Origin of the sequence: uncultured Actinomyces sp., from assembly GCA_900541895.1 — a bacterium.
GTDB lineage: Bacteria > Actinomycetota > Actinomycetes > Actinomycetales > Actinomycetaceae > Pauljensenia.
Genome location: UWSI01000003.1, coordinates 33,919 through 57,299, shown reverse-complemented (window position 1 = coordinate 57,299; position 23,381 = coordinate 33,919). Strand labels below are relative to the sequence as shown.

Annotated in this window: 16 protein-coding genes; 14 read left to right on the top strand and 2 right to left on the bottom strand. The window is 56.6% G+C overall.

The annotated features are described in order from the left end of the window. Nucleotides 1–169 precede the first annotated feature (169 nt). The 3 genes from QZR18_RS01720 (at nt 170) to QZR18_RS01710 (ending at nt 2,957) form a co-directional block, all read left to right on the top strand. On the top strand, nt 170–712 hold the full coding sequence (locus QZR18_RS01720; protein WP_156334706.1) for a CarD family transcriptional regulator: 543 nt from the start codon (nt 170–172) through the stop codon (nt 710–712). After that, nucleotides 709–1,485, top strand: coding sequence for a 2-C-methyl-D-erythritol 4-phosphate cytidylyltransferase (locus QZR18_RS01715; protein ID WP_178704233.1), 777 nt, complete (start codon nt 709–711; stop codon nt 1,483–1,485). Before QZR18_RS01720 ends, QZR18_RS01715 begins: the two co-directional genes overlap by 4 nt. 89 nt (nt 1,486–1,574) lie before the next feature. Beyond that, nucleotides 1,575–2,957, top strand: a complete 1,383-nt coding sequence (locus tag QZR18_RS01710) for an MFS transporter (RefSeq protein WP_178704230.1) — start codon at nt 1,575–1,577, stop codon at nt 2,955–2,957. A gap of 71 nt (nt 2,958–3,028) precedes the next feature. Here the strand turns inward: QZR18_RS01710 and ispF are convergent, their stop codons facing one another. Further along, entirely contained in the window at nt 3,029–3,532 is a 504-nt protein-coding gene (gene ispF / locus QZR18_RS01705; protein ID WP_178704388.1) for a 2-C-methyl-D-erythritol 2,4-cyclodiphosphate synthase, read from the bottom strand. Nucleotides 3,533–3,659: 127 nt separating this feature from the next. Here ispF and thrC point away from each other — a divergent pair, with 127 nt between their 5' ends. The 3 genes from thrC (at nt 3,660) to rlmB (ending at nt 7,759) form a co-directional block, all read left to right on the top strand. Next, on the top strand, nt 3,660–5,114 hold the full coding sequence (gene thrC / locus QZR18_RS01700) for a threonine synthase (RefSeq protein ID WP_178704227.1): 1,455 nt from the start codon (nt 3,660–3,662) through the stop codon (nt 5,112–5,114). 70 nt (nt 5,115–5,184) lie between these two features. Continuing rightward, entirely contained in the window at nt 5,185–6,648 is a 1,464-nt protein-coding gene (gene cysS, locus QZR18_RS01695; protein WP_178704224.1) for a cysteine--tRNA ligase, read from the top strand. Between the two features lie 124 nt (nt 6,649–6,772). Further along, the gene (gene rlmB, locus QZR18_RS01690; RefSeq protein WP_178704221.1) at nt 6,773–7,759 is read left to right on the top strand and encodes a 23S rRNA (guanosine(2251)-2'-O)-methyltransferase RlmB; all 987 of its coding nucleotides are present in this window, start codon (nt 6,773–6,775) and stop codon (nt 7,757–7,759) included. Nucleotides 7,760–7,833: 74 nt separating this feature from the next. Here the strand turns inward: rlmB and QZR18_RS01685 are convergent, their stop codons facing one another. Continuing rightward, nucleotides 7,834–8,436 carry a hypothetical protein gene (locus QZR18_RS01685; RefSeq protein ID WP_178704218.1) on the bottom strand — a complete coding sequence of 201 codons (603 nt, stop codon included), beginning with the start codon at nt 8,434–8,436 and terminating at the stop codon, nt 7,834–7,836. Between the two features lie 76 nt (nt 8,437–8,512). Here QZR18_RS01685 and QZR18_RS01680 point away from each other — a divergent pair, with 76 nt between their 5' ends. From QZR18_RS01680 to QZR18_RS01645, 8 genes are all read left to right on the top strand, one after another. Further along, entirely contained in the window at nt 8,513–9,010 is a 498-nt protein-coding gene (locus QZR18_RS01680) for a DUF456 domain-containing protein (RefSeq protein WP_178704215.1), read from the top strand. Nucleotides 9,011–9,170: 160 nt separating this feature from the next. After that, nucleotides 9,171–10,457, top strand: coding sequence for an adenylosuccinate synthase (locus QZR18_RS01675; RefSeq protein WP_178704212.1), 1,287 nt, complete (start codon nt 9,171–9,173; stop codon nt 10,455–10,457). A gap of 258 nt (nt 10,458–10,715) precedes the next feature. Beyond that, nucleotides 10,716–11,870 (top strand): hypothetical protein, encoded by a 1,155-nt coding sequence (locus QZR18_RS01670; protein ID WP_295910126.1) that lies wholly within the window; start codon nt 10,716–10,718, stop codon nt 11,868–11,870. Nucleotides 11,871–11,917: 47 nt separating this feature from the next. Continuing rightward, the gene (locus tag QZR18_RS01665) at nt 11,918–12,523 is read left to right on the top strand and encodes a heme-binding beta-barrel domain-containing protein (RefSeq protein ID WP_178704210.1); all 606 of its coding nucleotides are present in this window, start codon (nt 11,918–11,920) and stop codon (nt 12,521–12,523) included. After that, a complete protein-coding gene (locus QZR18_RS01660) occupies nt 12,524–13,699 on the top strand; it encodes a folate-binding protein YgfZ (RefSeq protein WP_178704207.1) in 1,176 nt (391 codons plus the stop codon). Between the two features lie 75 nt (nt 13,700–13,774). Continuing rightward, complete coding sequence (gene dtd, locus QZR18_RS01655; protein WP_178704204.1) at nt 13,775–14,206, top strand: D-aminoacyl-tRNA deacylase; 432 nt, start codon at nt 13,775–13,777, stop codon at nt 14,204–14,206. 190 nt (nt 14,207–14,396) lie between these two features. Next, entirely contained in the window at nt 14,397–16,862 is a 2,466-nt protein-coding gene (locus QZR18_RS01650) for an ATP-dependent Clp protease ATP-binding subunit (RefSeq protein WP_178704201.1), read from the top strand. A 313-nt stretch (nt 16,863–17,175) separates the two neighbouring features. Next, nucleotides 17,176–23,256: an Ig-like domain-containing protein gene (locus QZR18_RS01645; RefSeq protein WP_178704198.1), complete on the top strand. Its 6,081-nt coding sequence runs from the start codon at nt 17,176–17,178 to the stop codon at nt 23,254–23,256. Nucleotides 23,257–23,381: the final 125 nt, after the last annotated feature.

Genomic DNA, 23,381 nt, shown 5'->3' with positions numbered 1-23,381 from the left:
TGGCCCTCTTGAAAGCTGTCCTTCTGGAAAATTCACCGTGAGTGTGATGGGCAGGGCTTTCTGGTCCCACGTGCGTCTGTGCACAGCTGCTCACCATTCAAAGGCGCAGAAAGTATGTGAACTGATAGAATATAGACCGCAGTTCAGCTGAAGCGCAGGAGTTTCTTCTATGTCATTTGAGATCGGTCAGACCGTTGTTTATCCTCACCACGGCGCCGCGAAGATTGAGGAAATTTCCACCCGTGTTATTCGCGGCGAAGAGAAGACCTACTTGACTCTGCGCGTCAGTCAGGGTGATCTCACCATTCAGGTACCCGCCGAAAACGTTGATCTTGTCGGTGTGCGTGACGTTGTTGACGAAGACGGTTTGGAGACGGTGCTCTCGGTCCTGCGCGCCCCCTACATTGAAGAGCCCACAAACTGGTCGCGTCGTTTCAAAGCCAACCAAGAGAAGATTGCGACTGGCGATATCGTCAAGGTTGCCGAGGTTGTTCGAGATCTTACTCGCCGTGATGATCAGAAGAAGCTGTCGACCGGTGAGAAGCGCATGCTGACGAAGGCTCGTCAGATCCTCAGCTCTGAACTTGCACTTGCCCGCGATATCGATAAGACCGCTGCGGCTGCGCGCCTCGACGAAGTCTTGGCTGAGGGCTACGATGAGTCCCTCGCAATCGCGGATGACCTCCCGGAAGAAGACGCGGAACAAGAGTGACCTCAACATCCCCGGCTCAGGTTTTCGCGGTCATTACTGCGGCCGGATCGGGTACGCGCTTGGGCTCAGATCGCCCGAAAGCTTTGGTTGAGCTCGACGGAATATCTTTGGTTGAGCACGCGCTCAGGAGCCTCCATTCTGGTGGCGTTGATTGTGCCGTTGTGACAGCACCTCCAGAACGTTTTGAAGAGTTCCGCGCACTTCTTGATACTGCTGAGTTTCGTGATGTTGTCCGTGTTGTTCCGGGTTCCCCCCTGTCTAGGCAGGCTTCCGTCGCGGCTGGACTCGAGGCGCTTGCCCAAACAGCGGTCGCTTTGAGCGATGACAGCCCCGTCTTGATTCATGATGCAGCCCGCCCTCTGGTTTCCCCTCAGCTGGTTTCTCGCGTGATTGATGCTCTTCGCGCGGGAGAGCGGGCGGTGATCCCAGGCCTTGCGGTGGCGGATACGCTGAAGAGCTTCCATGAAGTTCCCGAGGCCTCGGCAGGGCAAGTGCGGGGCGCGCGCTACGTTGAGGCGACGGTTGACCGTGCTGGTTTGGTTGCCGTTCAGACTCCGCAGGGTTTCCCCTGGAAAGTTATTCGTGAGCTGCATCGGCGTGCCGTGGCCTCGGCGAATAGCGAAGCCACAGCGCTTACTGATGATGCCGGGCTTGCTCAGCAGGCGGGAATTCCCGTTCGCATTGTTCCCGGTGAAGGTCGCGCATTGAAGATTACGACGCCAATTGATCTGGTTTTTGCGCGCGCAATCCTTGCTGAAGACGCTCGTGCGTGACGACCCTTACTTGTATTTTTTCTTTTTCGCTGCTTCTCCGTGATAGTTTCACTGGTAGGCCTACGGTGGTAGGCGTATAAGGAGTGAACATGAGTGAATCGACGCCCCCTCAATCGATGGCACCTTCGGCGAAGAAGAAAGCATCGATTCTGACGAAGCCGGTCATTGAATGGGCTTTGTGGGACTGGGGTTCGGCAGCATTTAATGCTGTTGCAACGACTTTCGTCTTCTCGGTCTATCTGACCAGTGATGGGACTTTCACCGATAAGGGAACCGCTAGTGATTACCTTTCGTGGGGTCTTTTTGCTGCAGGCATCATCATTGCGCTTCTCGCACCGATTACCGGTCAACGCGCTGATCGCCGCGGAAAAGGTGGTCTTGCCTTAACAGTATTCACGATCTTGGTCGTTATTTGTCTGGCACTGATGTTCTTTGTCGCTCCGGAAGGACCTTTGGGGCCGCGCGGAGGCCTCTTCCTTGGCATTGCGCTCTTGGGCATTGGCAATATTTTCTTCGAATTTGCATCGGTCAATTACAACGCGATGCTCAACCACCTCTCGACCAAAGAAAACATGGGCCGTATTTCCGGTCTGGGATGGGGATCGGGCTATGTCGGTGGCATTGTTTTGCTGCTGATTCTGTACGTTGGACTGATCAGCCCCGAGGTCGGATGGTTTGGTATTACCCATGCGAATGGATTGCACATTCGCGTTTCAATGGTGATTGCTGCAGCGTGGATGCTGCTGTCTGCACTGCCTTTGATGCTTCACCCCGTCAAGCCTCGGCATATTGATGAGCACCACGGTGAGCACGAAACTCTATGGGATTCTTACCGAAAGCTGTGGAGCACGGTGAAGTCTCTGGCGAAGGAATCGCCGCACACGCTGTTCTTCCTCGCTGCCTCTGCCGTGTTCAGGGATGGTCTTGCGGGTGTATTCACCTTCGGCGCGATCCTTGCGGGAACGGCCTTCGGCTTCTCATCTGGCGAGGTGATTATCTTTGCGATTGCGGCAAATATCGTTGCAGGAATCGCCACTATCGCCATGGGTGCCTTGGACGACATCATCGGACCGAAGCGCCTCATTGTGATCTCGCTGAGCTGCATGGTGATTGCGGGCATGAGCGTCTTCTTCTTGCACAATGGCGGAAAGATTATTTTCTGGACTTTCGGTCTGGCCCTCTGCGTTTTCGTGGGTCCAACTCAGTCTGCATCACGATCTTTCCTTGGACGCATGATCCCCGAGGGGCGTGAAGGCGAGGTCTTCGGGCTGTATGCGACGACCGGTCGTGCAGTGTCCTTCCTTGCACCAGCGATGTACGGCATCTTTCTGGCGTTTGGTCGCAATTGGACGCCTGCCGGTGCCGACTACACCTACTGGGGAATCCTTGGCATCATCTTGATCCTTGCGTTGGGATTGGTCATGACACTCTTTGTTCACCCGGCAAAGGCAAGGCTGGATTCGCTGAAGTAGCTTTCGAGTACGCGCGAGGAGAGTTTAGGCTCCGCCCTGTTTTTTGCGTGAAACTCACGTGAAGTTCGCTGTTACTTGCGATAGATCAGAGCCGTAGCACTTGCAGCGATACCTTCACCCCTGCCAGTGAACCCGAGGCCGTCAGTTGTTGTTGCCGAAACAGAGACGGGGGCCCCAAGAATCTGGCTCATCGCCTGCGAGGCTTCTTCAAGGCGTTTCATCATGCGCGGACGCTTTGCAATGACTTGAACCGTGATGTTCCCAATGAACCAACCGGCATCTGCCAGCATTCGGCGGACTTCTTCAAGAAATGCTTTCCCTGACGCTCCTGCCCATTCGGGGCGATCGGTTCCAAAATTTGTTCCAAGATCTCCAAGTCCTGCGGCGGCCAAGAGCGCGTCGCAGGTGGCATGAGCGGCAGCATCGCCATCCGAATGCCCTTCAAGGGGGATTTCTCCCGGCCATTCAAGGCATGCAAGCCACAGCGTTTTGTTCCCGAAATCTGACTGCGGATCAGCGAATGCATGGACATCAATTGCTTGCCCAACCCGGTAGGGGAAAGGAAGCGAAGACATTTCACTCATGCCAGTAGCCTAAATCGCCGGGCGGGCATTTGCGTCTACTTTCGGGTTCTCTCCACAAAGCGTCTCAGATGAAACGCTTCATCCTTCTCGAGCCACCCGCTCACGGTAGGGTGAGAGCGTGCGTTACATTTCGACCAGAGATCCTCAGGCCGCTTCCGCCTCCTTCTGCGATATTTTGCTCGCAGGTCTAGCTCCGGATGGTGGGCTCTACCTGCCCGAAACATACCCTCAGCTCAGTGCTGAGCAGCTGAATCGTTGGCAGGATGTGCTCACTCAGCACGGCTACGCCGCGCTTGCTGCTGAGGTACTGGCGCTCTTCATCGATGACATTCCGCGTGAGGATCTCGATGGTATCTGCGCTCGTGCATACCGTACCCCCGTATTTTCGGACCCCGAAATTGTGCCGGTTACGTGTGTGAACGCAGAAGAAAGCCTTTGGCTTGCTCACCTGTCTAATGGCCCTACGGCTGCATTTAAAGACATGGCAATGCAGCTTCTTGGTGAGCTATTCGAATACGAGTTGGGACGACGTGGGGATTGGTTGACCATCGTTGGTGCAACCTCGGGTGATACCGGAAGCGCAGCGGAATACGCGCTCCGAGGCCGCTTAGGCCTCAGCGTCGTCATGCTCACTCCCGCCGGACGCATGACTCCCTTCCAACGCGCACAGATGTTCTCCCTCCTTGACGACAACATCGTCAATGTTGCAGTTGATGGCGTCTTTGATGACTGTCAAGACCTTGTTAAAGCCGTCAACATCGATGCCGACTTCAAACAGCAGTGGCATATCGGTGCGGTTAACTCCATCAATTGGGCCCGTTTGCTGGCACAGGTTGTGTATTACATTGCGTCTTGGCTGCGCATTCGTCTTCAGACAGGAATGCCTGACCTACGCCTCAATGTCGTCGTCCCCAGTGGGAATTTCGGCAACATCTGCGCGGCGCATATTGCCCGCCAGATGGGGCTTCCCCTTGAGTCTCTGGTCGTTGCTACAAATGAAAATAACGTTCTTGAGGAGTTCTTCCGAACGGGCGTATACCGGGTTCGAAGCAGTGAAGATACTCTTGCGACCTCCTCACCTTCGATGGATATCTCGAAGGCCTCGAACTTCGAACGTTTTATTTTTGATCTCCTCGGTCGGGACGCGGCCCGTACGCGCGATCTCTTCAACCACGTTGCCACTCAGGGATATTTCGACCTTTCTCAAACTGAAGAATTCGCACAACTTCAGCAGAACTTCGGTTTCCTCGCGGCCTCGTCCACTCACGCAGATCGGCTGGCCCAAATTCGGCGCACCTGGGAGGAATCGCACTACCTCTTGGATCCACACACCGCCGATGGGGTGCAGGTTGCTCGCCAAATCGCTGGGCAGCTGGACGGCCCCGTTGTGGTGATGGAGACTGCGCTTCCCGTGAAGTTCGAAGAAACCATTGCCGAGGCCGTTGGTTTCGTCCCACCGGTACCGCCCCGTTTTGCAGATATTGAAGGGCACGAGCAGAGGGTTGTTGAATTGCCTCGCGACGTTGATGCCTTGAAAGAGCTTATTCAGAGCAAGGTCAAGCCAGAGCGCTAATTTCTTCGTTACACGGTCCCGGAAGCCGAACCGGTCTCCAAATGAAGGTGGCACCCTTTACCATGAAGGTATGAGCCTTCACCTGTACGATTCGAAAACCGCACGCTTGCAGCCACTGAATCCAGTGGTGCCCGGACATGTGGGAATTTACCTGTGTGGTGCAACCGTTCAGGGTTCTCCTCACGTTGGGCATCTGCGTTCTGCGGTCGCTTTCGATTCCTTGATTCGTTGGCTTAAGCGCAGCGGTCTTGAGGTGACCTATATCCGTAATGTCACGGATATTGATGACAAAATCCTTCGCAAGTCTGCAGAAGCTGGCGTGCCCTGGTGGGCATGGGCGCAGCGCTATGAGCGTGAATTTACTGAGGCTTATCACAAGCTCGGTGTGCTTGACCCCACCTATGAGCCGCGTGCGACCGGACATATCCCAGAGCAAATTGCTCTGATCCAACGTTTGGTGGATCGCGGTCACGCGTACAGCGACGGCGCAGGAAACGTCTACTTCTCGGTCGCCTCGCAAAAAGACTATGGCTCGCTCACCCACCAGCGTCTTGAAGATATGCGCACGACCGAAGACGAATCGCAGATTGATTCCGCGACCGAGGCCGGGAAGAAGGATCCGCGTGACTTCGCGCTTTGGAAGGCCGCAAAGCCCGAAGAACCAGCCACGGCTTCGTGGGATTCTCCTTGGGGGAGGGGCCGCCCGGGTTGGCACCTCGAATGCTCTGCGATGTCCTACCGCTACTTGGGTGAAACCTTTGATATTCACGGTGGTGGCATCGATTTGCGCTTCCCTCACCACGAAAATGAACAGGCACAATCGCACGCTGCGGGATGGGATTTTGCGCAGTTGTGGGTCCATAACGCCTGGGTGACTACCAAGGGCGAAAAGATGTCGAAGTCTTTGGGAAATGTCCTTTCAATTGAGACTCTGACACAGGATTTCCCCGCAGCTGCAGTGCGTTGGGCACTTTCAACGGTGCATTACCGCAGTGCCATCGAGTGGGGACCTGACACTCTTCCGGATGCAAACGCTGCCTGGGAGAAGTTCTCAGCTTTCGTTACCCGATCAATCGAGGCCGTTGGCGCAGCAAGCCCGGAAGAATTGTTCTTGAGCCCTGAAGAGCTCCCCGAGGCCTTTACCATTGCTATGGATGATGATCTCAATGTTGCCGGTGCAATGGCAGCGGTTCATGAGCAGCTCAAACTGGGCAATATTGCCTTGGCTGAAGGGGATAACCAGGCGATTAAACGCCAGCAAATCTTGGTCCGCTCCATGCTCGATGTGCTTGGGTTGGATCCGGCATCACCCCAGTGGGCATATGCTGGGGCGGGGGTATCGGCCTCGGGAGAAGTGGCTGAGGACCCGCAAAAGCATGCGCTTGACGTGCTTGTCGGGGCATTGCTTGAACAGCGTGCTCAGGCGCGTGCTGATAAGGACTGGTCTACTGCCGATCAAATCCGTGATCGACTGGCCCAGGCCGGTGTTCAGGTTGCGGATGGAAAAGACGGAGCAACCTGGAGCCTTGGATAATTCGGCCGGCTCGCGGAGGCGACTCGCATGCGGGTGCGAAATCGATTAATGCGCGCCCTAGCCGCCCCGATGCTGAGCTGACACCGTATGCTTGTGTCAGTTCACGACAAAACAAGGAGACACGATGGCTGGAAATGATGGACGGCGCGGCGCCGTAAGGAAGCCTGGCTCGAAGAAGGGCCCGAAGGTTGGCACCGGTGGTCACTCGCGCCGTCGCCTCGAAGGTAAGGGTCCGACCCCCAAGGCCGAAGACCGCACCTACCATCCCGCGTTCAAGCGTAAGAAAGCACGTGAAGCTCGCGAGGCCCAAGAAGCCGCAATCGCACGCGCTCGCGCGAAATCCTCCATCAAGATCGCCGAGGGACATGAACTTATCGCCGGCCGCAATCCTGTTGCCGAGGCCGCGCGTGCGGGAGTGCCGATCGAACGTGTCTTTGTCCTTGACAACGTGAAGGATGACCGCGTTGAGGAAGTTGTCCGCCTGGCCTCGGGACTGGGCGCACCCGTCTACGAAGTGACGCGCCGCGACCTTGATGTTGCCACCGATGGCGCAGTGCACCAGGGTGTTGCCATCGAAGTGCGTGGTTATGAATACCGTGACGTTGAGGATCTCATTGCAGATTCTTTGCAGCAGCTGGGTGTTCCACTTTTGGTAGCACTGGATCAGGTCACCGACCCGCATAACCTTGGCGCCGTCTTGCGTAGTTCGGGTGCATTCGGCGCTGATGGTGTGATCATCCCAGAGCGTCGCAGTGCGGGTGTGAATACCACTGCGTGGAAGGTCTCGGCCGGTGCCGCAGCTCGCGTGCCCGTCGCACGCGCCACGAACCTTGTTCGTGCACTGGAAGACTGCAAGAAGGCGGGGTTCTTCGTCGTCGGCCTCGATGGTGGTGGCGACACTGAACTGCGCGACCTGAAGCTGGCCGATGGCCCGCTGGTTGTCGTCACGGGTGCTGAAGGCAATGGCCTTTCTCGCCTCGTTCGCCAGACCTGCGATCAAATCGTTTCAATTCCGATTGCTTCCTCGGTTGAGTCCCTGAACGCAGCAGTTGCAACGGGAATTGCTCTTTACGAGGTCGATTCGCTTCGTCGCGCCCGCGCAGAAAAGTAGTGAGAGCAGCGAAAATAGCGCTCAAAGGGAACAACACCCCCCTACCTAAGACTTGGCTGGGGGGGGGTGTTTCCTTAAATCTTGCCCTTGCGGCGGCGCTTGACGTCTCTGCGGATGCAGTAGATGTTTTGAGTCTCTAAGAAATGGTCTTTCGGCAGGTCGTCGGCGTAGAAATACGTTGCGCCCCCGCGTAAGAAACCAGTGTTTCGGTATTCCTCTTCGAACTGGTGCAGTGTCACGTATAAAACATCGTTCAGAATCGAGTCATTATTCGCGATGATGTCGCTTGGGGTGCAGTAAAGCTCTGTGAAGAACTCGCCTCCTGCGGACACACGGCGCGCGGCAATCACCAATCGATTCATCCCCAGCATCGAACGCTTGAGTTTTTGGGGGAACAAATGCGGCACAACCTCCACCCAATCAGAAACTCCAGTCCACATGAGCTCTTTGAAGTCTGAGCCGATAATGATCTCGGTGCCCGTCCATCCGTGAAGGGCAAGCTCCTCCCTATAGCCGGGAGTTTCTCCGCGAGCGCCGAAGCGATTCCAAAAGTCAAGGCAGCGTCCCACCGCGTGCTCGGGTGATTCATTGACCGGGTACATCGCTGAATAGCGAGCGACCGACGTTGTCAGAATACCGGGATGCTTATTGGGATCTCGGCGTTTAATGAAACCCATCGTTCACTCCTTCGCTGGGGTACTGGGTCAATCATGCCGCGAAAGATTCTCAATTCAAAAACGCTATGATCCATTCATGAGTCTTACAGCAGTCTTGATCATCGCAGTCGTCATTCTCTTTGGCGTGATCGGTGCGGTTGTCCAAGTGTGGCCGTCTTCACCCTTCGTTGGCGGCGCAATTTTGGTGTGGGCATGGATGACCGGGACGCGCAGCGCGTGGATTATTTTTGCAATTTCCGCTGCCATCTTGATTGTCGGAACAATCCTGAAGTACATCGTCCCCGCCCGAGGAATGACTAAGGCAGGAATCCCCCAATCCACCCTGGTGTGGGGAGGAATCGGCGGTTTCGTCGGTTGGTTTATTGGTCTGCCTCTCGGGCTAATTTTGGGCATGATTGCCGCCATCTTCATTGTGGAGTATTTGCGCAACCAGGACACTCAAAAGGCGTGGAAGGCCACGGTTGTTGCACTCAAGGCTTTTGGTTGGACCATTGCGATTGAATTGATTACCGCTCTGAGCGCCGCGACATTGTGGGTTGTTGGCCTGCTACTCCAGAGTCCCGCTGCGGCCTAAGTAGCGACTGGGAATAGTGAGGACGCCCCGAGATTGCTACTCAGCGGCCTTGCCCGCAAGGTCCCTCTCGCCTCGCGCGATCCTCGGCTAAACTTGAACCCGTTGCGCCTTGCGCACGCAACAACTTCATACCCGCAATGCATTGAAAAACGGAGAAAACATGCCCGCCGTCATCGTTCTCGGCGCCCAATGGGGCGACGAAGGCAAGGGAAAAGCTACCGACCAGCTGGGACAACACACCGATTACGTCGTTAAGTTCAACGGTGGTAACAATGCAGGTCACACGGTTGTTATCGACGGTGAAAAGTATGCGCTTCACTTACTTCCCGCGGGGATTCTCTCCGAGGGCGTCACACCGATCATTGGCAATGGCGTTGTCGTCGACCTCGATGTTCTTTTCGAGGAACTTGCCGAGATCTCAGGCCGCGGAGTGGACTGTTCACGACTGCTTATTTCAGCGAATGCACACATCATTCCCGCGTATAACCGCCTGATGGATCAGGCGAATGAGCGTGCTCGCGGCAACAATCAGATCGGCACGACAGGTCGCGGTATTGGCCCGACCTATGCCGATAAGATGAACCGCATTGGCATCCGTATTCAGGATCTTTTCCACCCCGATGCCCTTCGTGCCAAGGTTGAAGCCGCTCTGGGGCCGAAGAACACGATTTTCGAGGCCGTGGGCCTGCCTACCTTGGACCCTGCCGAAGTGACCGATCACCTTCTGTCTTTCGCAGACCGTATCGAGCCGATGATGTGCGATGTGTCCTTGGTGGTGAATGAGGCACTCGACCGCGGTGAAACCGTTCTATTTGAGGGCGGTCAGGCGACCATGCTCGATATCGACCACGGAACCTACCCCTTTGTGACCTCCTCCAACCCGACCGCTGGTGGTGCGCTCGCGGGTGCGGGTGTTGGCCCGACTCGCATCGATTGCGTTGTTGGCGTGGCGAAGGCCTACACAACTCGCGTGGGTGAGGGGCCCTTCCCGACCGAGCTTGATGATGAAGTCGGCGAGGATTTGCGTACCCGCGGTGGCGAGTTCGGTGTGACCACCGGCCGTCCGCGCCGTACCGGCTGGTTTGATGCCGTTGTCGTGCGCTATGCAGCACGCGTGAATGGTTTGACCGACCTGTGCCTGACCAAACTGGATGTTCTCACCGGGTACAAGGAAATTCCCGTGTGTGTGGGATATGAACTTGACGGCATTGTCGTCGATGAAATGCCACCGGATCAGGTTGATTTCGCCCGCGCACTCCCCGTTTACGAAATGGTTCCAGGCTGGAGTGAAGACATCACCGGATGCCGGAGTTTCGATGAGCTTCCCGAGGCCGCGCAGGCGTACATCCTGCGTCTTGAGGAGCTAGTGGGCTGCCGAATTTCCTCGATTGGGGTTGGCCCTGGCCGCGAGGCGACCATTATCCGTTTCCCGCTGCTGGGGGAGTAACCCTCTGCTGAGCGGTTGTTTTTTCGAGGCCGGCGTCGCGCTCCCACAGTGTGGGGTGCGGCGTTGGTGCATTTTGGCCAATAAAAAAGCGCGCACCGAGCCGAAAGCGCCTGTCGGCGCGAAGGCCGCTCGTAGCGGCAGAGGTTGGAGCCCGGGGCTTAACAACTCGGTACGCATCACCGAGCATAGAGCACAGCACTGGTCGACGCATTCCGTGCCGCTGAGGCCTCAATAGCAGCCATGTGGGACCATAGAGGAATGGAGCATCTTGAGTCTTCCCCTGCGAAACTGCCCTCGCGCCGCGAGCGCCAACGGCAACGCGCTGCAGCACACGCGCAGGAAAGCGCTCAAAGTTCGGGTGAAAAGCAGCTATCTTCAGGTCGCCACTCACATAAGCAAGATGCGTCTCATCGGACGACAACACGCGAAGCTAAGGAATATGCCCCCACGCGTGAGCACGTGAGCACTCACACGGGGATTATTCGCATTCGACATAGAGTTCGGCACGCTCCAGATACCACGCGCGTGCCCTATGCGATGAGTGAGAGCGAATCAATTAACCCCGCTCTGCGCCGAGGGCTTCATACCTCCGCGTTCACTGTTGCAGCTCTTTCGCTGGCAACATTCATCCTGTGGTTCACTCCATGGGAATCATGGGCCTGTTCATTAGTCGTCGCGCTGGCCTCGTGCTTGCTTGCCGCAGGCTGGCCCTCTCTGACGAATACGAAGGTTACGGTTCCGGCCCAAGTTACCGTCGGCCTCGCCGGCTGCATTGCAGCGTTGGTTGTGACAATCAGTGCTGACTTGATGGCTGCTACTGCAGTCATGGGCCTGGGGACGGTTGCGGTTGTCGCGGTGGAAGTCTTCACTGCCTCGACGCCGCGCGATTACTCTTCCAGCGGTCACGGTTCTTGGGCGACACGCTCAACAACGGCCTCGTTAATGAGCTCGCTTACTGCGCTGCTTGTCGTGGTTTCGGGATCCTCGTGGGTGACGCTTGCATCTTCGCAGGGCTGGAGGATTGCGGTTCCCATCGCCTGCGTTATTGTTTCGTGTACCGTGTGGGGCGACCAGATTGGAGCGGGTTTCCGTTCGCAATCTCTAGGCGCTCTGGGTGCGGCGCTGCTTTCTGGAGTGATCGCCTCGGTTGCGGTGTGGAAACTGGGTCAAAGCGCGGATCTCAGCCCGATCGTTCTGCCCGGGCTTGCGGCCTATTCGGGACTGACAACCGCTGTTGCAATTCTCGGTATTTTCACGGGGGTTGCTGTCGCCTTGGTCGTGATTGTTCTGGATGGTTTGATGGGCGATACCGAGTGGGCGCGGCCGACAATTGGCGCGATTGCGCGGGGGAGCGCGAAGTTCCTCATGGCCTCGCTACCGGTGTACATCATGTTCCGAATCGGTGGAATTTAATCCAAACTCAGTTCGCAGATGGGGGTGTAGCCGCTTAGGCTGGAGTCATGTTCTCCATTCCAGAAAACCTGCCCCTAGAAATCGCTCCTTTGGCTTGGATGCTTGGCCCGTGGAAGGGCTGGGGAATGCTCAGCATCGACGAAGGTGATGACCAGCCGATTTATGAAGAGGCAGAAGGCACGATCTGCGGAAAGCAGATGAAGCTCGTCACGCGAATCTACTCTGCAACTGCCCGCGAAAGTATCGATCCGATTTGGGATGCGGCTCGCGGTATTGCGGCGCTGGAAGTTGGTGACCTGATGCGTGAGGAAACTTTGTACGTCTCATTGCTTCCCGGTTCAGGCGTGCTGCCCGAACCCGGTCACTACGAAACCCGTGAAATGGTTGCGCAGGGTGCTCAAAGTGATGGTTACAGCGCTCGTTGGGTTGGTCGTTCAATGGGACCGCGAATTCAGATGGAGACTGATCTGCTGATTCGTGACCCTAAGGTTGGCGATTTTGAACGTTTTTCGCGAATGTATGGCCTGGTCGCGGGCGAAATGCTCTGGGCGAATGAGCGCCAGGGAGATGACCATGAAAGTCATGTTGAGCTTTCTGGACGACTCATGCGCGTCGATGAGCTTGAGGAAACTGAGCAGAAGGATGGCGAGTAAGTGACAAAGAGCGAAACGCAGTGGAAGTCTCCACTGGCGACGCTTCCAGGCGCGGTCGCCCTTGAAGACGTAGAAGACGATGTCGCTTTTGGCGTAACTGCTCACTATGGTGATCCCTCTGGGGAACAGTGGGCCCTAGAGGCAGGTCGAGCAATTACCGACCGCCCTGACCTTGCCGTTGTTGAAGTATCAGGTCCTGATCGACTGACGTGGCTGACCTCAATATCAAGCCAGGTTTTGACGGGTATGACTCCCGGAGAATCACGCGAACTGCTGATTATGAACCCCCAGGGGCATATCGAGCACGCATGCGGGACCATCGATGATGGGGAAATTCTCTACCTCATAACCGAGGCCTCTGACGCCCACGCGTTGGCTGATTGGCTCAACTCCATGCGTTTTGCGCTTCGTGTCGAAATAACGATTTCGCAGCGCTGGTGGTTGCTTGGAAGCATGGGGGACAGTGGGGTTTCCCAGTGTGATCAGGTTGCGCTGACATGGAATGATCCTTGGCCGGGAGTCGTCGATGGGGGAGCGGCGTATTACCAGGGGAAGCACCCGGGTGAATCTCTTGCCTTCCACATCCACCTTGTTCCACGAGAACAGGCCCACGAATTCTGGCGCGTGTGGAGTGAAGGTGCGCCGAAGCGTCGGGCTGCGGGAATTGCAGCATGGGAAGCAACGCGGATTGCAGCGTGGCGCCCACGTCTGGGCCATGAGACTGACGCGCGCTCGATGCCGGCTGAACTGGACTGGCTGCGTACTGCGGTCCACACGAATAAGGGATGCTACCGAGGACAAGAAGCTGTTGCTCGGATCTTGAACCTGGGGCGTCCTGCAAGGCGGTTGGTCTTCCTGCAATTGGATGGTTCCAGGGGAGATCTTCCAAATCCGGGACAATTCATCGAAGTGGGTGGACGTCGCGTGGGCGTGGTGACATCGGTTGCTCGTCATGCCGATATGGGGCCGATTGCTCTTGCTGTGATTTCACGCGCGCTCTCACCCGATGTCGTTCTGGACTTGGATGGAATTGCAGCAGCGCAAGAACTTATTGTCCCGATCGATGGGAAGTCCTCGGTGTCGCCGAAGGAACGGCCGGGCGCTGGATTGCACAATCCAGATCTGCGCAGGCCCGATGTCCCCGCACTCGGCGGCAAATCAATCGGCGGCCGGTAACAGACTGATCAGCGGAATAATCTGCGGACAGAACATGTTCGTGGACACAACACTTAAGAGCCAAGGAGCACGTTCATGCGTGGAATTTTGCAGCGCGTCACTCACGCCTCGGTATCGGTCGATGGTGAGGTCATCGGCGAATGCCCGGGGCCGGGAGCTCTTGTCCTTGTCGGTGTCACTCACGAGGACACCCTCGATCAGGCAAAAACTCTTGCGCGGAAGATTGCAGAATTGCGGATCTTTGAGGACGAGACATCTATTCAGGATCGCGCGGAAGAAGCCAGTGTCCTCGTTGTTTCGCAATTTACGCTCTATGGAGATGTGCGTAAAGGTCGGCGTCCCTCGTGGTCAAAGGCGGCGCCGGGACCCGTCGCCGAACCTCTGGTCGACGCCGTTGTTGAGGAGCTGCGTACCCGCGGAATCCATGTTGAGACCGGGCGTTTCGGCGCAATGATGTCCGTGGAACTTGTCAATGACGGCCCCTACACCCTAGTTATTGAGGTCTAGAGAATAGGCCAGATGCGCGTCTGGAAAGACGCACTATGCCGTGAAGGGGACGCTCGTGGAACTCGCGTCAACTAATTGCATCTGCCCTTGGTGAACAAACGCGCGCAGGGCCTCGCTACCCCGTAGTGTGGGACTCAGTGAAAAGCAGGTCGCGTACGTGAGACTGTGACCTGAACCAAAGGGAGAAACGATGTTTGAACGCTTTACGGACCGAGCCCGACGGGTCGTCGTCCTCGCGCAAGATGAAGCGCGCAGCCTCAATCACAACTACATCGGTACCGAGCATCTCCTGCTTGGTCTGATTACCGAGGGTGAAGGCGTGGCCGCGAAGGCCTTGGAAAGCCTTGACATCAATAAGGATGCGGTCCGCGCAGCAGTCATCGACATCATCGGTGAAGGCGAGAAGCCGGTCGAAGGGCACATTCCCTTCACCCCTCGTGCCAAGCGCGTTTTTGAGCTCAGCCTGCGTGAGGCGTTGCAGCTCGGCCACAACTACATTGGCACCGAACACCTTCTCCTTGGTCTGCTCAAGGAAGGCGAAGGCGTTGCCTCCCAGGTTCTCATCAAGCTCGGTGCCGATCTGGGCAAGGTTCGCCAGACCGTCATTGAGCTTCTCTCCGGCTACCAGCGCAATAGCGATGACGGCCGCGAAAGCGTTGGTGTTGGTGCTTCTTCCACCAGTTCAGGTCAGACAAATTCGGCAATTCTCGAACAGTTTGGTCGTAACCTCACCCAGGCTGCCCGTGAAAATAAGCTCGACCCGGTGATTGGTCGCCGCACGGAAATGCAGCGCGTGATGCAGATCCTCTCGCGCCGCACGAAGAACAACCCGGTTCTGGTTGGTGAGCCGGGCGTCGGTAAGACCGCCGTTGTTGAGGGCCTTGCCCAGGCAATCGTTGCCGGTGACGTGCCCGAAACGATCAAGGACAAGCAGATCTACAGCCTCGATATGGGCGCGCTGGTCGCTGGCTCGCGCTACCGCGGTGACTTCGAAGAGCGCCTCAAGAAGATCCTCAAGGAAATTCGTACTCGCGGCGACATCATCCTCTTCATCGACGAGATCCACACCCTGGTCGGTGCAGGTGCCGCGGAAGGCTCCATCGACGCCTCGCAAATGCTCAAGCCCATGCTTGCGCGCGGTGAGCTGCAGACGATTGGTGCAACCACCAGCGACGAGTACCGCAAGTACATCGAAAAGGATGCGGCTCTTGAACGTCGTTTCCAGCCGGTGAAGGTTGACGAACCCAGCGTCGAAGAGACCGTGGGCATCCTCAAGGGCCTGCGCGATCGTTACGAGGCCCACCACCGCGTCATCATTACCGACGCCGCGATCCAGGCTGCTGCTGAGCTGGCCGACCGCTATGTTTCTGACCGCTTCCTTCCGGATAAGGCTATTGACCTGATGGACGAGGCCGGTGCTCGCCTGCGTATTTCCCGCATGACTGCGCCGCCGGAGTTGCGCGAGCTGGACGAGAAGATCGCCGAAGTGAAGCGCAATAAGGAGTCCGCGATCGACGATCAGGACTTCGAGAAGGCCGCTGCTCTTCGTGATGAGGAACAAAAGCTGACCGAAGAGCGCAAGCAGAAGGAATCCAGCTGGCGCGATGGTTCGCGCGAGGCGATTGCCGAGGTCGGTGAGGATGATATCGCCGAGGTTTTGGCGATGTCGACGGGTATTCCGGTCTTCAAGCTGACCCAGACCGAGTCTGCGAAGCTACTCAAGATGGAAGACGAGCTACACAAGCGCGTCATCGGTCAAGATGCCGCGGTCAAGGCTCTGGCTCAGTCGATCCGTCGTACTCGAAGCGGCCTGAAGGACCCGAAGCGTCCCGGTGGCTCCTTCATCTTCGCCGGCCCGACCGGTGTCGGTAAGACGGAGCTTGCGAAGGCTCTGGCCGAATTCCTCTTCGGCGATGAGGATGCGCTGATCCAACTCGATATGTCCGAGTTCTCTGAGAAGCACACCTCCTCGCGTCTCTTCGGTGCCCCTCCCGGCTACGTCGGTTACGACGAAGGCGGCGAGCTCACCGAAAAGGTCCGTCGTCGCCCCTTCTCTGTCGTTCTTTTCGACGAGGTCGAGAAGGCTCACCCGGATATCTTCAACTCCCTGTTGCAGATTCTGGAAGAGGGCCGCCTGACCGATTCGCAGGGCCGCAAGGTTGACTTCAAGAACACGGTCATCATCATGACGACGAACCTGGGTACGCGCGATATCAATAAGGGCGTGCTCACGGGCTTCCAGTCCAGCGAGAACATCACTCACGATTACTCGCGCATGAAGGCAAAGGTTAACGAAGAGCTCAAGCAGCATTTCCGCCCCGAGTTCCTCAACCGTGTGGACGAGGTCGTTGTCTTCCCGCCGCTCGATAAGGAGCAGATCAAGCAGATCGTGGATCTGATGATCGCCAACCTTGCCAAGCGCATGGAGGCTCAGGATATGAAGCTTCAGATCACCGACGAGGCGCGCGAGCTGCTTGCAGATCGCGGTTTCGATCCGGTTCTGGGTGCTCGTCCGCTGCGCCGCGCGATTCAGCGCGATATCGAAGATGCGCTTTCCGAGCGTATTCTCTTCGGCGATATCCTTCCGGGACAGGTTGTCACTGTCGGCGTGAAGGGAGAAGGTGCAGAACGCGAGTTCACCTTCAACGGTCAGTAAGACCGATAGTTGCGGGGCTCCTTGGATGGTTTCTTTGAGTTCGCCGTGACGTGTTGTACGAGGCCGGGCGGGGGTCTGCGAGAATTGTTGCGCAGGCCCCCGCCCGGTTTGTGTTCGATTCAAACTGAGGTACTCAGTACATACATGAATGTAATTTGTAGGATTTTTTCCGCGAAATATTGCGGAAAATCTGAAAACGGTCAATGTGATGTTTGACTTGAGTTCTTCAAATGAGGGCACCTCGTGGGACACTAAAAGAGGCTAAATAGAAGAATAAATTCCCCTACCCATCAGCAAGAGTGGTGAAGAATATATGAAGCAGCAGCATGGTGCATCCGCATCGCGCGTTCATCGACGCCGTCTACCGGCTGCGTTGGTTGCTGCTTTTACCGTTACCGTCTCGACTCTTGCCATCCTTCACCAGGGTGTCACGACCGCTGAAGTCGACGTCGATGATGGCGGTATTTGGGTGACAAACTCTTCGAAACGGCTTGTTGGCCACCTGAACTATGATTCCCGGATCCTTGACGGTGCCCTGCGCACAAAAACAACCGAATTTGATATCGGTCAATCGGGTAATGATGTCAGCTTCACGGATAAAACAAGTCACTCGGTTGCCCCCATTGACGTTGCTCAGGTTTCTGTAGGCGCAGCGACTTCGCTACCCGAAAATGCGAAGGTAGTCCAGGGCGGATCACGACTTGCTGTCATGGATGCGTCCCAAGGTCAGGTTTGGCTTGCTCAAGTGTCCAGTCCTTCCGGTACTGCCTATACCGACGAGGGCGCGCTGGCAAGCGATATGGAACAGGGAGCTGTTGCTGTTTCTCAGAAGGGCACTCTTTTTGCGATTTCAGCCCAGGGCGGTCGTCGTATTACCGTCACCCGCGAAGGTCAATTGGACCGCCTGAAATCGCAGAATGTTGAGGGGCTTTCGGGGAACGCTGAACTGGTGATGACCGCAGTGGGCGAGCAGCCCGTTGCCTTGGATCAGCGAAATCGTGTTTTGGTTCTTCCCGATGGAAAGCTTCGCAACCTTGCCGATGATGGCATCAGTGGAAACATCACCCTGCAAGAATCTGGTCCCGAATCGTCTTCTGTGCTTCTTGCAACAGACCGCGAGTTGATTTCCATCCCTCTCAAGGGTGGAGCAGCCACGAAGATTCCGGCTTCAAATGATGGTGCATCGGGTAAGCCTTCGCGCCCCGTCTTCCATAAGGGGTGTGCCTACGCCGCGTGGTCAAAATCCGGTGCATACCTGCGAAACTGCACTGATCCCAGTCTTAACAAACAGATGACAGTTGACTCATTGAAGTCAGCTCAATCAATTGTTTTCAGAACAAACCGCACTCGTATTGTTCTCAATGACACCACTTCGGGATCGGTATGGATGCCCGAACACGACATGGTCTTGATGAACGACTGGGATCAGATCGAATCTCAGCTTGAAAAGAAGGAAAAGCAAGAGGACTCTCCTCAGGTCACGGACCAGATCGCAGACCCAGAGCGAAAAGAGCAGAACACTCCTCCCGATGCGGTTGATGACGACTTCGGCATTCGTCCCGGTCGAACCACTACGCTTCCGGTCCTGAACAATGATTCTGATGCGGATGGAGACGTCCTGACCGCTCGTCCAGTCACCGACCCGCAGTTTGGGAAGGTCACGCGTACCCGCGGCGGGCGAGCTCTTCAAATTACGGATGTTCCCGATAAGCAGACCGGTAGCACGTACTTTACTTATGAGGCATCCGACGGTAAAGCGGTTGCCACCGCTCACGTGAATGTGACCGTGCACCCGTGGGAGATGAACTCTGGTCCGAAGCAGCTTCGCGATCCCGGCGTCACTCTGGGTAACCGTGCTCAAATCGAGTACAACGTGTTGACTGACTGGCAAGACCCGGATGGCGACCCAATCTTCTTGGCGAATGCTCATGCGCCAGAAGGTATTGAACTTCAATTCCGCGAGGAAGGAACCCTTCAAATCCGAGATCTCGGTGCGAGCGTGGGTGCGCACACGATCACCCTTGAGGTCTCAGATGGCCGTCAGAGCACCACGGGTACCCTCACTGTTAATGTTCAGAACCCCGGAAACTTGCCTCCCGTAGCGAACGCAGACTTCTACGTCGCGCGTGCCGGTGAAGTAGCGACAATTTCCCCGCTAGCAAATGACACTGACCCCAACGGAGACAATCTGTCCCTGGTTGCTCTTTCAGTTGCGCCCGCGGGAAGCCAAATTACACCCGATCTTGAACTGGGAACGGTAAATTTCGTTGCCCAAGCTCCCGGTTCCTACCAATTCACCTATACCGTTTCCGACGGTCCTTCGACCGCACTGGGTGTTATTCGCGTTGACGTTGTCGAGGCCGATCAGCAGGCAATTCCCATCGCTGAGGATGACCTCGCCGTTCTGCCCGCAGGCGGCTCTGCACTGGTTGCGCCCCTGAATAACGACTCAGATCCCGCTGGCGGCGTGCTGGTCGTCCAAAGAATTGAAGTCCCTGCAAATCTCGGCTTGGAAGTGACTCTGGTCGACCGCCATCTGTTGCGCATTACTGCCCCCGGCGGCCTCGAGAGCTCAGTGTCCTTCGACTACGTCGTCTCCAACGGTACGAATACTGCTAAGGCACGAATAACCGTCGTTCCAACTAGCGCACAGGACACGAAGCAGCCTCCCGAGTTGCAGCCAGACCGCACGCGCGTACGTGTTGGCGATATCGCCTCGGTTCCAGTGCTTGCCAACGATCGTTCTCCTTCCGGTTTGACCTTGAAGGTCGACCCGAACCTCCAATTCACCCCGAACGAGGCCGTGGGCACCCCCTTTGTGACGGGCAACTTGGTCCGTCTTGAGGCGGGGAATACTCCCGGTGTCATGCATGTTGCCTACACGGTGCGCGACAGCGCTGGGAACATGGCGACCTCAACCGTGACCTTTGAGGTTCTTCCCAAGAGCGGAACCAATGCACAGCCGCAGCCGAAGGCACTGACTGCTTGGGCTGTGAGCGGTGAAACGACCCGTATTCCGGTGCCTTTGAATGGCATTGATCCCGACGGTGACTCAGTCACGCTGGTTGGTATCGAACAATCCCCGACCAAGGGCACTGTCGAGCTCGGCGTGGACTGGCTGGAATACACCCCAGCGCCCAATACGACGGGTACCGATGTCTTTACCTACATCGTTGAGGACCGCCAGGGGAAGCAAGCATCTGCGCGTGTACGCGTGGGTATTGCCCCGCCTGCAACAGTCAATCAACCTCCGACGGCGGTTCCAGATACCGTTCTGACCCGACCGAACAGGCAACTGGGTGTCGCAGTGCTCCAAAACGATATTGATCCCGACGGCGATCCAATCTCGATTGTCCCCGGCTCTCTTCAGACTGCGACCGCTGAACTAAAGCCTGAAATTCGTGGAAATTCCATTGTTTTGACGACCCCCGCGCAGGATGGTTCCTATCTGGTGTCCTATGAAGTCACCGATAACCGCGGTGGTACTTCACGTGGAACATTGACAATCAACGTCGCAAATGACGCGCTGCTCCAAGCTCCCATTGCGCGCGATGACGTTGTTGCGGCCTCGCAGTTGCCAGCAAAGGGCGGCACTGTAAAGGTCCCGGTTTTAGCGAATGATGAAGACCCGGATGGCGATGTCAACAACCTGCGTGTGTCCACGAAGGCCGAAGGCGTCGAAGTGAACGGTTCCGACTTGATCATCACTCCTCAAGAAGAACGCATGATGATCGTCTACACGGTTACTGATGCCGACGGTTTGAGCTCCTCGGCAGTTGTTTCCGTACCTGGACTTAAGCACAACCAGCCGACAATCGATACCACGAAGGTCCCCGTCAAGGTACGTGCCGGTGAAGACGTCACCCTCGATATTTCCGACTACGTCATCGTTCGCGAAGGACGCAGTCCGCGTATCACCAATGCCGCAACACTTCGTCCTTCTGCCGGCATCGATCAGGGAATGACCTTGAGCGATGAGCGGCATGTGAGCTTCCACGTGAATTCAGAGTGGTCGGGGAAGTCCTCCTTCTCCTTCGAAGTCTCTGATGGAGCTGCGGGCGATGACTCAGCGCTGACTGCGACCTTGACTCTGCCCCTGAAGGTAGAAGCCACGCAAAATCAGCCGGTTTCCTTCATTCCTACCGCGATTAAGGTGGCTGCCGGAGAAGAAGCAACTGCCGTTGACCTCGCGCAGATGGTACGTGACCCAGAAGGTGCAGATCCAGCGGGCTTTAAGTACGACATTTCGAACCTTCCCGAAGGCGTTGCAATCAGCCTCGACGGGCATATCCTGCGCGTCCGAGCTGATGTTGACCGTCCAAAGGGTTCTGTCGGTTCGGTAACCGTCAGCGTTGATGACGGTGCGGGTGCAGTAAGCGGTCAGATTCCGATCACTGTTGTCGCATCTACCCGACCGCTGATTCAGGTCTCGGATGCGCTTTTGGAAGCAGCACGTTCGGGTGGTCTCGAGGTCGTTGATTTGACGCGCTACACGATCAATCCCTTCCCCGAGACGCCAATCCGCATTGTTGGGGCTTCTATTCAGATCGGTGAAGGAACCGTTGACCCCCAGGGAACGAACCTTAATATCACTCCTGCGGCTGGTTTCCGTGGACAGATGACCGTTCGCTATCGCCTAATGGATGCAACGGGCGACCCTGACCGTATCGTTGAAGGTAAGGTGCGTTTGGTGGTCCGTGACCGCCCCGATGCTCCGACAAATGTTTCACTGACTGCGACCGGCCCGGGCACCGCGCTGGTGACCTTCCAAGCGGGTGCCGATAACGGTGCAACCATTACCGGTTTCACTGCGACGGACCGCGCAACGGGCCGTAGTTACTCTTGCGAGTCAGGATCGTGTGAACTGAGCGGTCTTGAGAATGGTCTGCGCCACTCCTTCACCGTTGTTGCCCATAACGCGGTTGGTGCTTCAGATCCTTCGGCGCCCTCTCCCGAAGTCCTCATCGATATGCGTCCCGAAGCGCCCCTGGCACCTACAGTTGAGCCCGAAAACGGTGCAATTGTCGTGAAATGGACGCCTCCGACCAACCAGGGTTCCGCGATCAAGAACTACACGCTTTACGTGTACGAAAACGGCGGTGCACGTCAGATTGAGGTCCCAGGCAACGTCACTGAATGGCGCGTCGATGGATTGCGTAACGGCCAGACCTACTCTGTCGCAATCTCTGCGAAGAACGGTGCAGAAGAACCTTCACCGACCTCGCAGAACTCCGCGAAGGTGACACCCTTCGGTCCTCCGGATCGCACCGATGGAGTCCGCGTCGAAAACATTGGCGGACAGGGCAATACCGGACGCGTTCGTTTCACGTGGACAACACCGCGCACAAATGGCGCGGCAATTACTCGCTACACCATTGAAGTCAATGGTCGAACCGTTGGTGAAGCTGGTGGGGATCGCAATGACTACGCTACCGATCTTCCCGTGGGTGAGAACTACCGTGTGAAGATTCGCGCGTACAACTGGAAGAACGACAGTTCAGAATCCGATGAAGTCGCCTTCCAGGTGTTCACCTCGCCTCTCAACCCGAATGTGGGTTCCTTCTCCTCGACACCGACTGGTGACCACGGTATGACGAAGGTTAGTGGACTCTCCGTGAATCCTGGGCAGGGCTTCAATAGCCGCAATCTTCACCTCGAGTGGTCGCACAGTGCGGGAGGCCCTTGGAACTCTGTGACCAGTGGTGAAATCATCAATATTGGTTCCGATGGAGATGTCCAGATCTTCATTCGCCAAGTTGGCAACGTCAATGGTCAAGAGGTTGCTGGTGGCGCGGTTCCCGTGACCGCGAAGGCGCTTTCTGCCCCCACGAAGCCGACCTATACAGTTGCGGTTCACGAGGGAAGCGTGACAGTGAGCTGGAATGCGAACCCGCCGGCTGGATATCTTGCACCCGATCAAGTTGTGGTCTGGCAAAGGGTCGGTGGCGTCGAGACAGAAGTTCCGCAGGGAGCAGTCCTCAATGGCAGCGCAACAATTACCGCATCCGCTGGTTCGGCAATTGAGGTTGGTGTGGCTGCCCGTAATTCGCTTGGAACGACGTGGGGTAACTTGGCTGGAACTGGAACCGACACCGCGAAGATCAACGTGATCGGTGGTTTCGACGGCACGACAAGCCAGTGCACAAGTGCAAATGCGCGTGGCGCGGATGTTAACGAGTGCCAGATGGTTTATCTGACGCTTCCCTCGACCTGGGCCAGCGATGCGCTCCCCATGAAGTGCACGATGTGGGATGATTTCTCGCAGTCCAATTGGACCTTCACACCTCGTGGTTCGGCAGGGGCCTCTGTAGAAACCGGTGTGCGACTGAGTAAGGCCAACTCGGGTAACCTCCCCATTTTGCTGCATCGTATTAACTGTTCGGTGGGGCGGTAAATGATGATTCACCCATGTCACGCAACCGGATCCCCGACATACGATGAGAACTGCGGGCTCACCGCCCAAAGACCTCAGCTCATCCAAGATATTCACTTCAGAACTGAACACTCACTACCGACAGA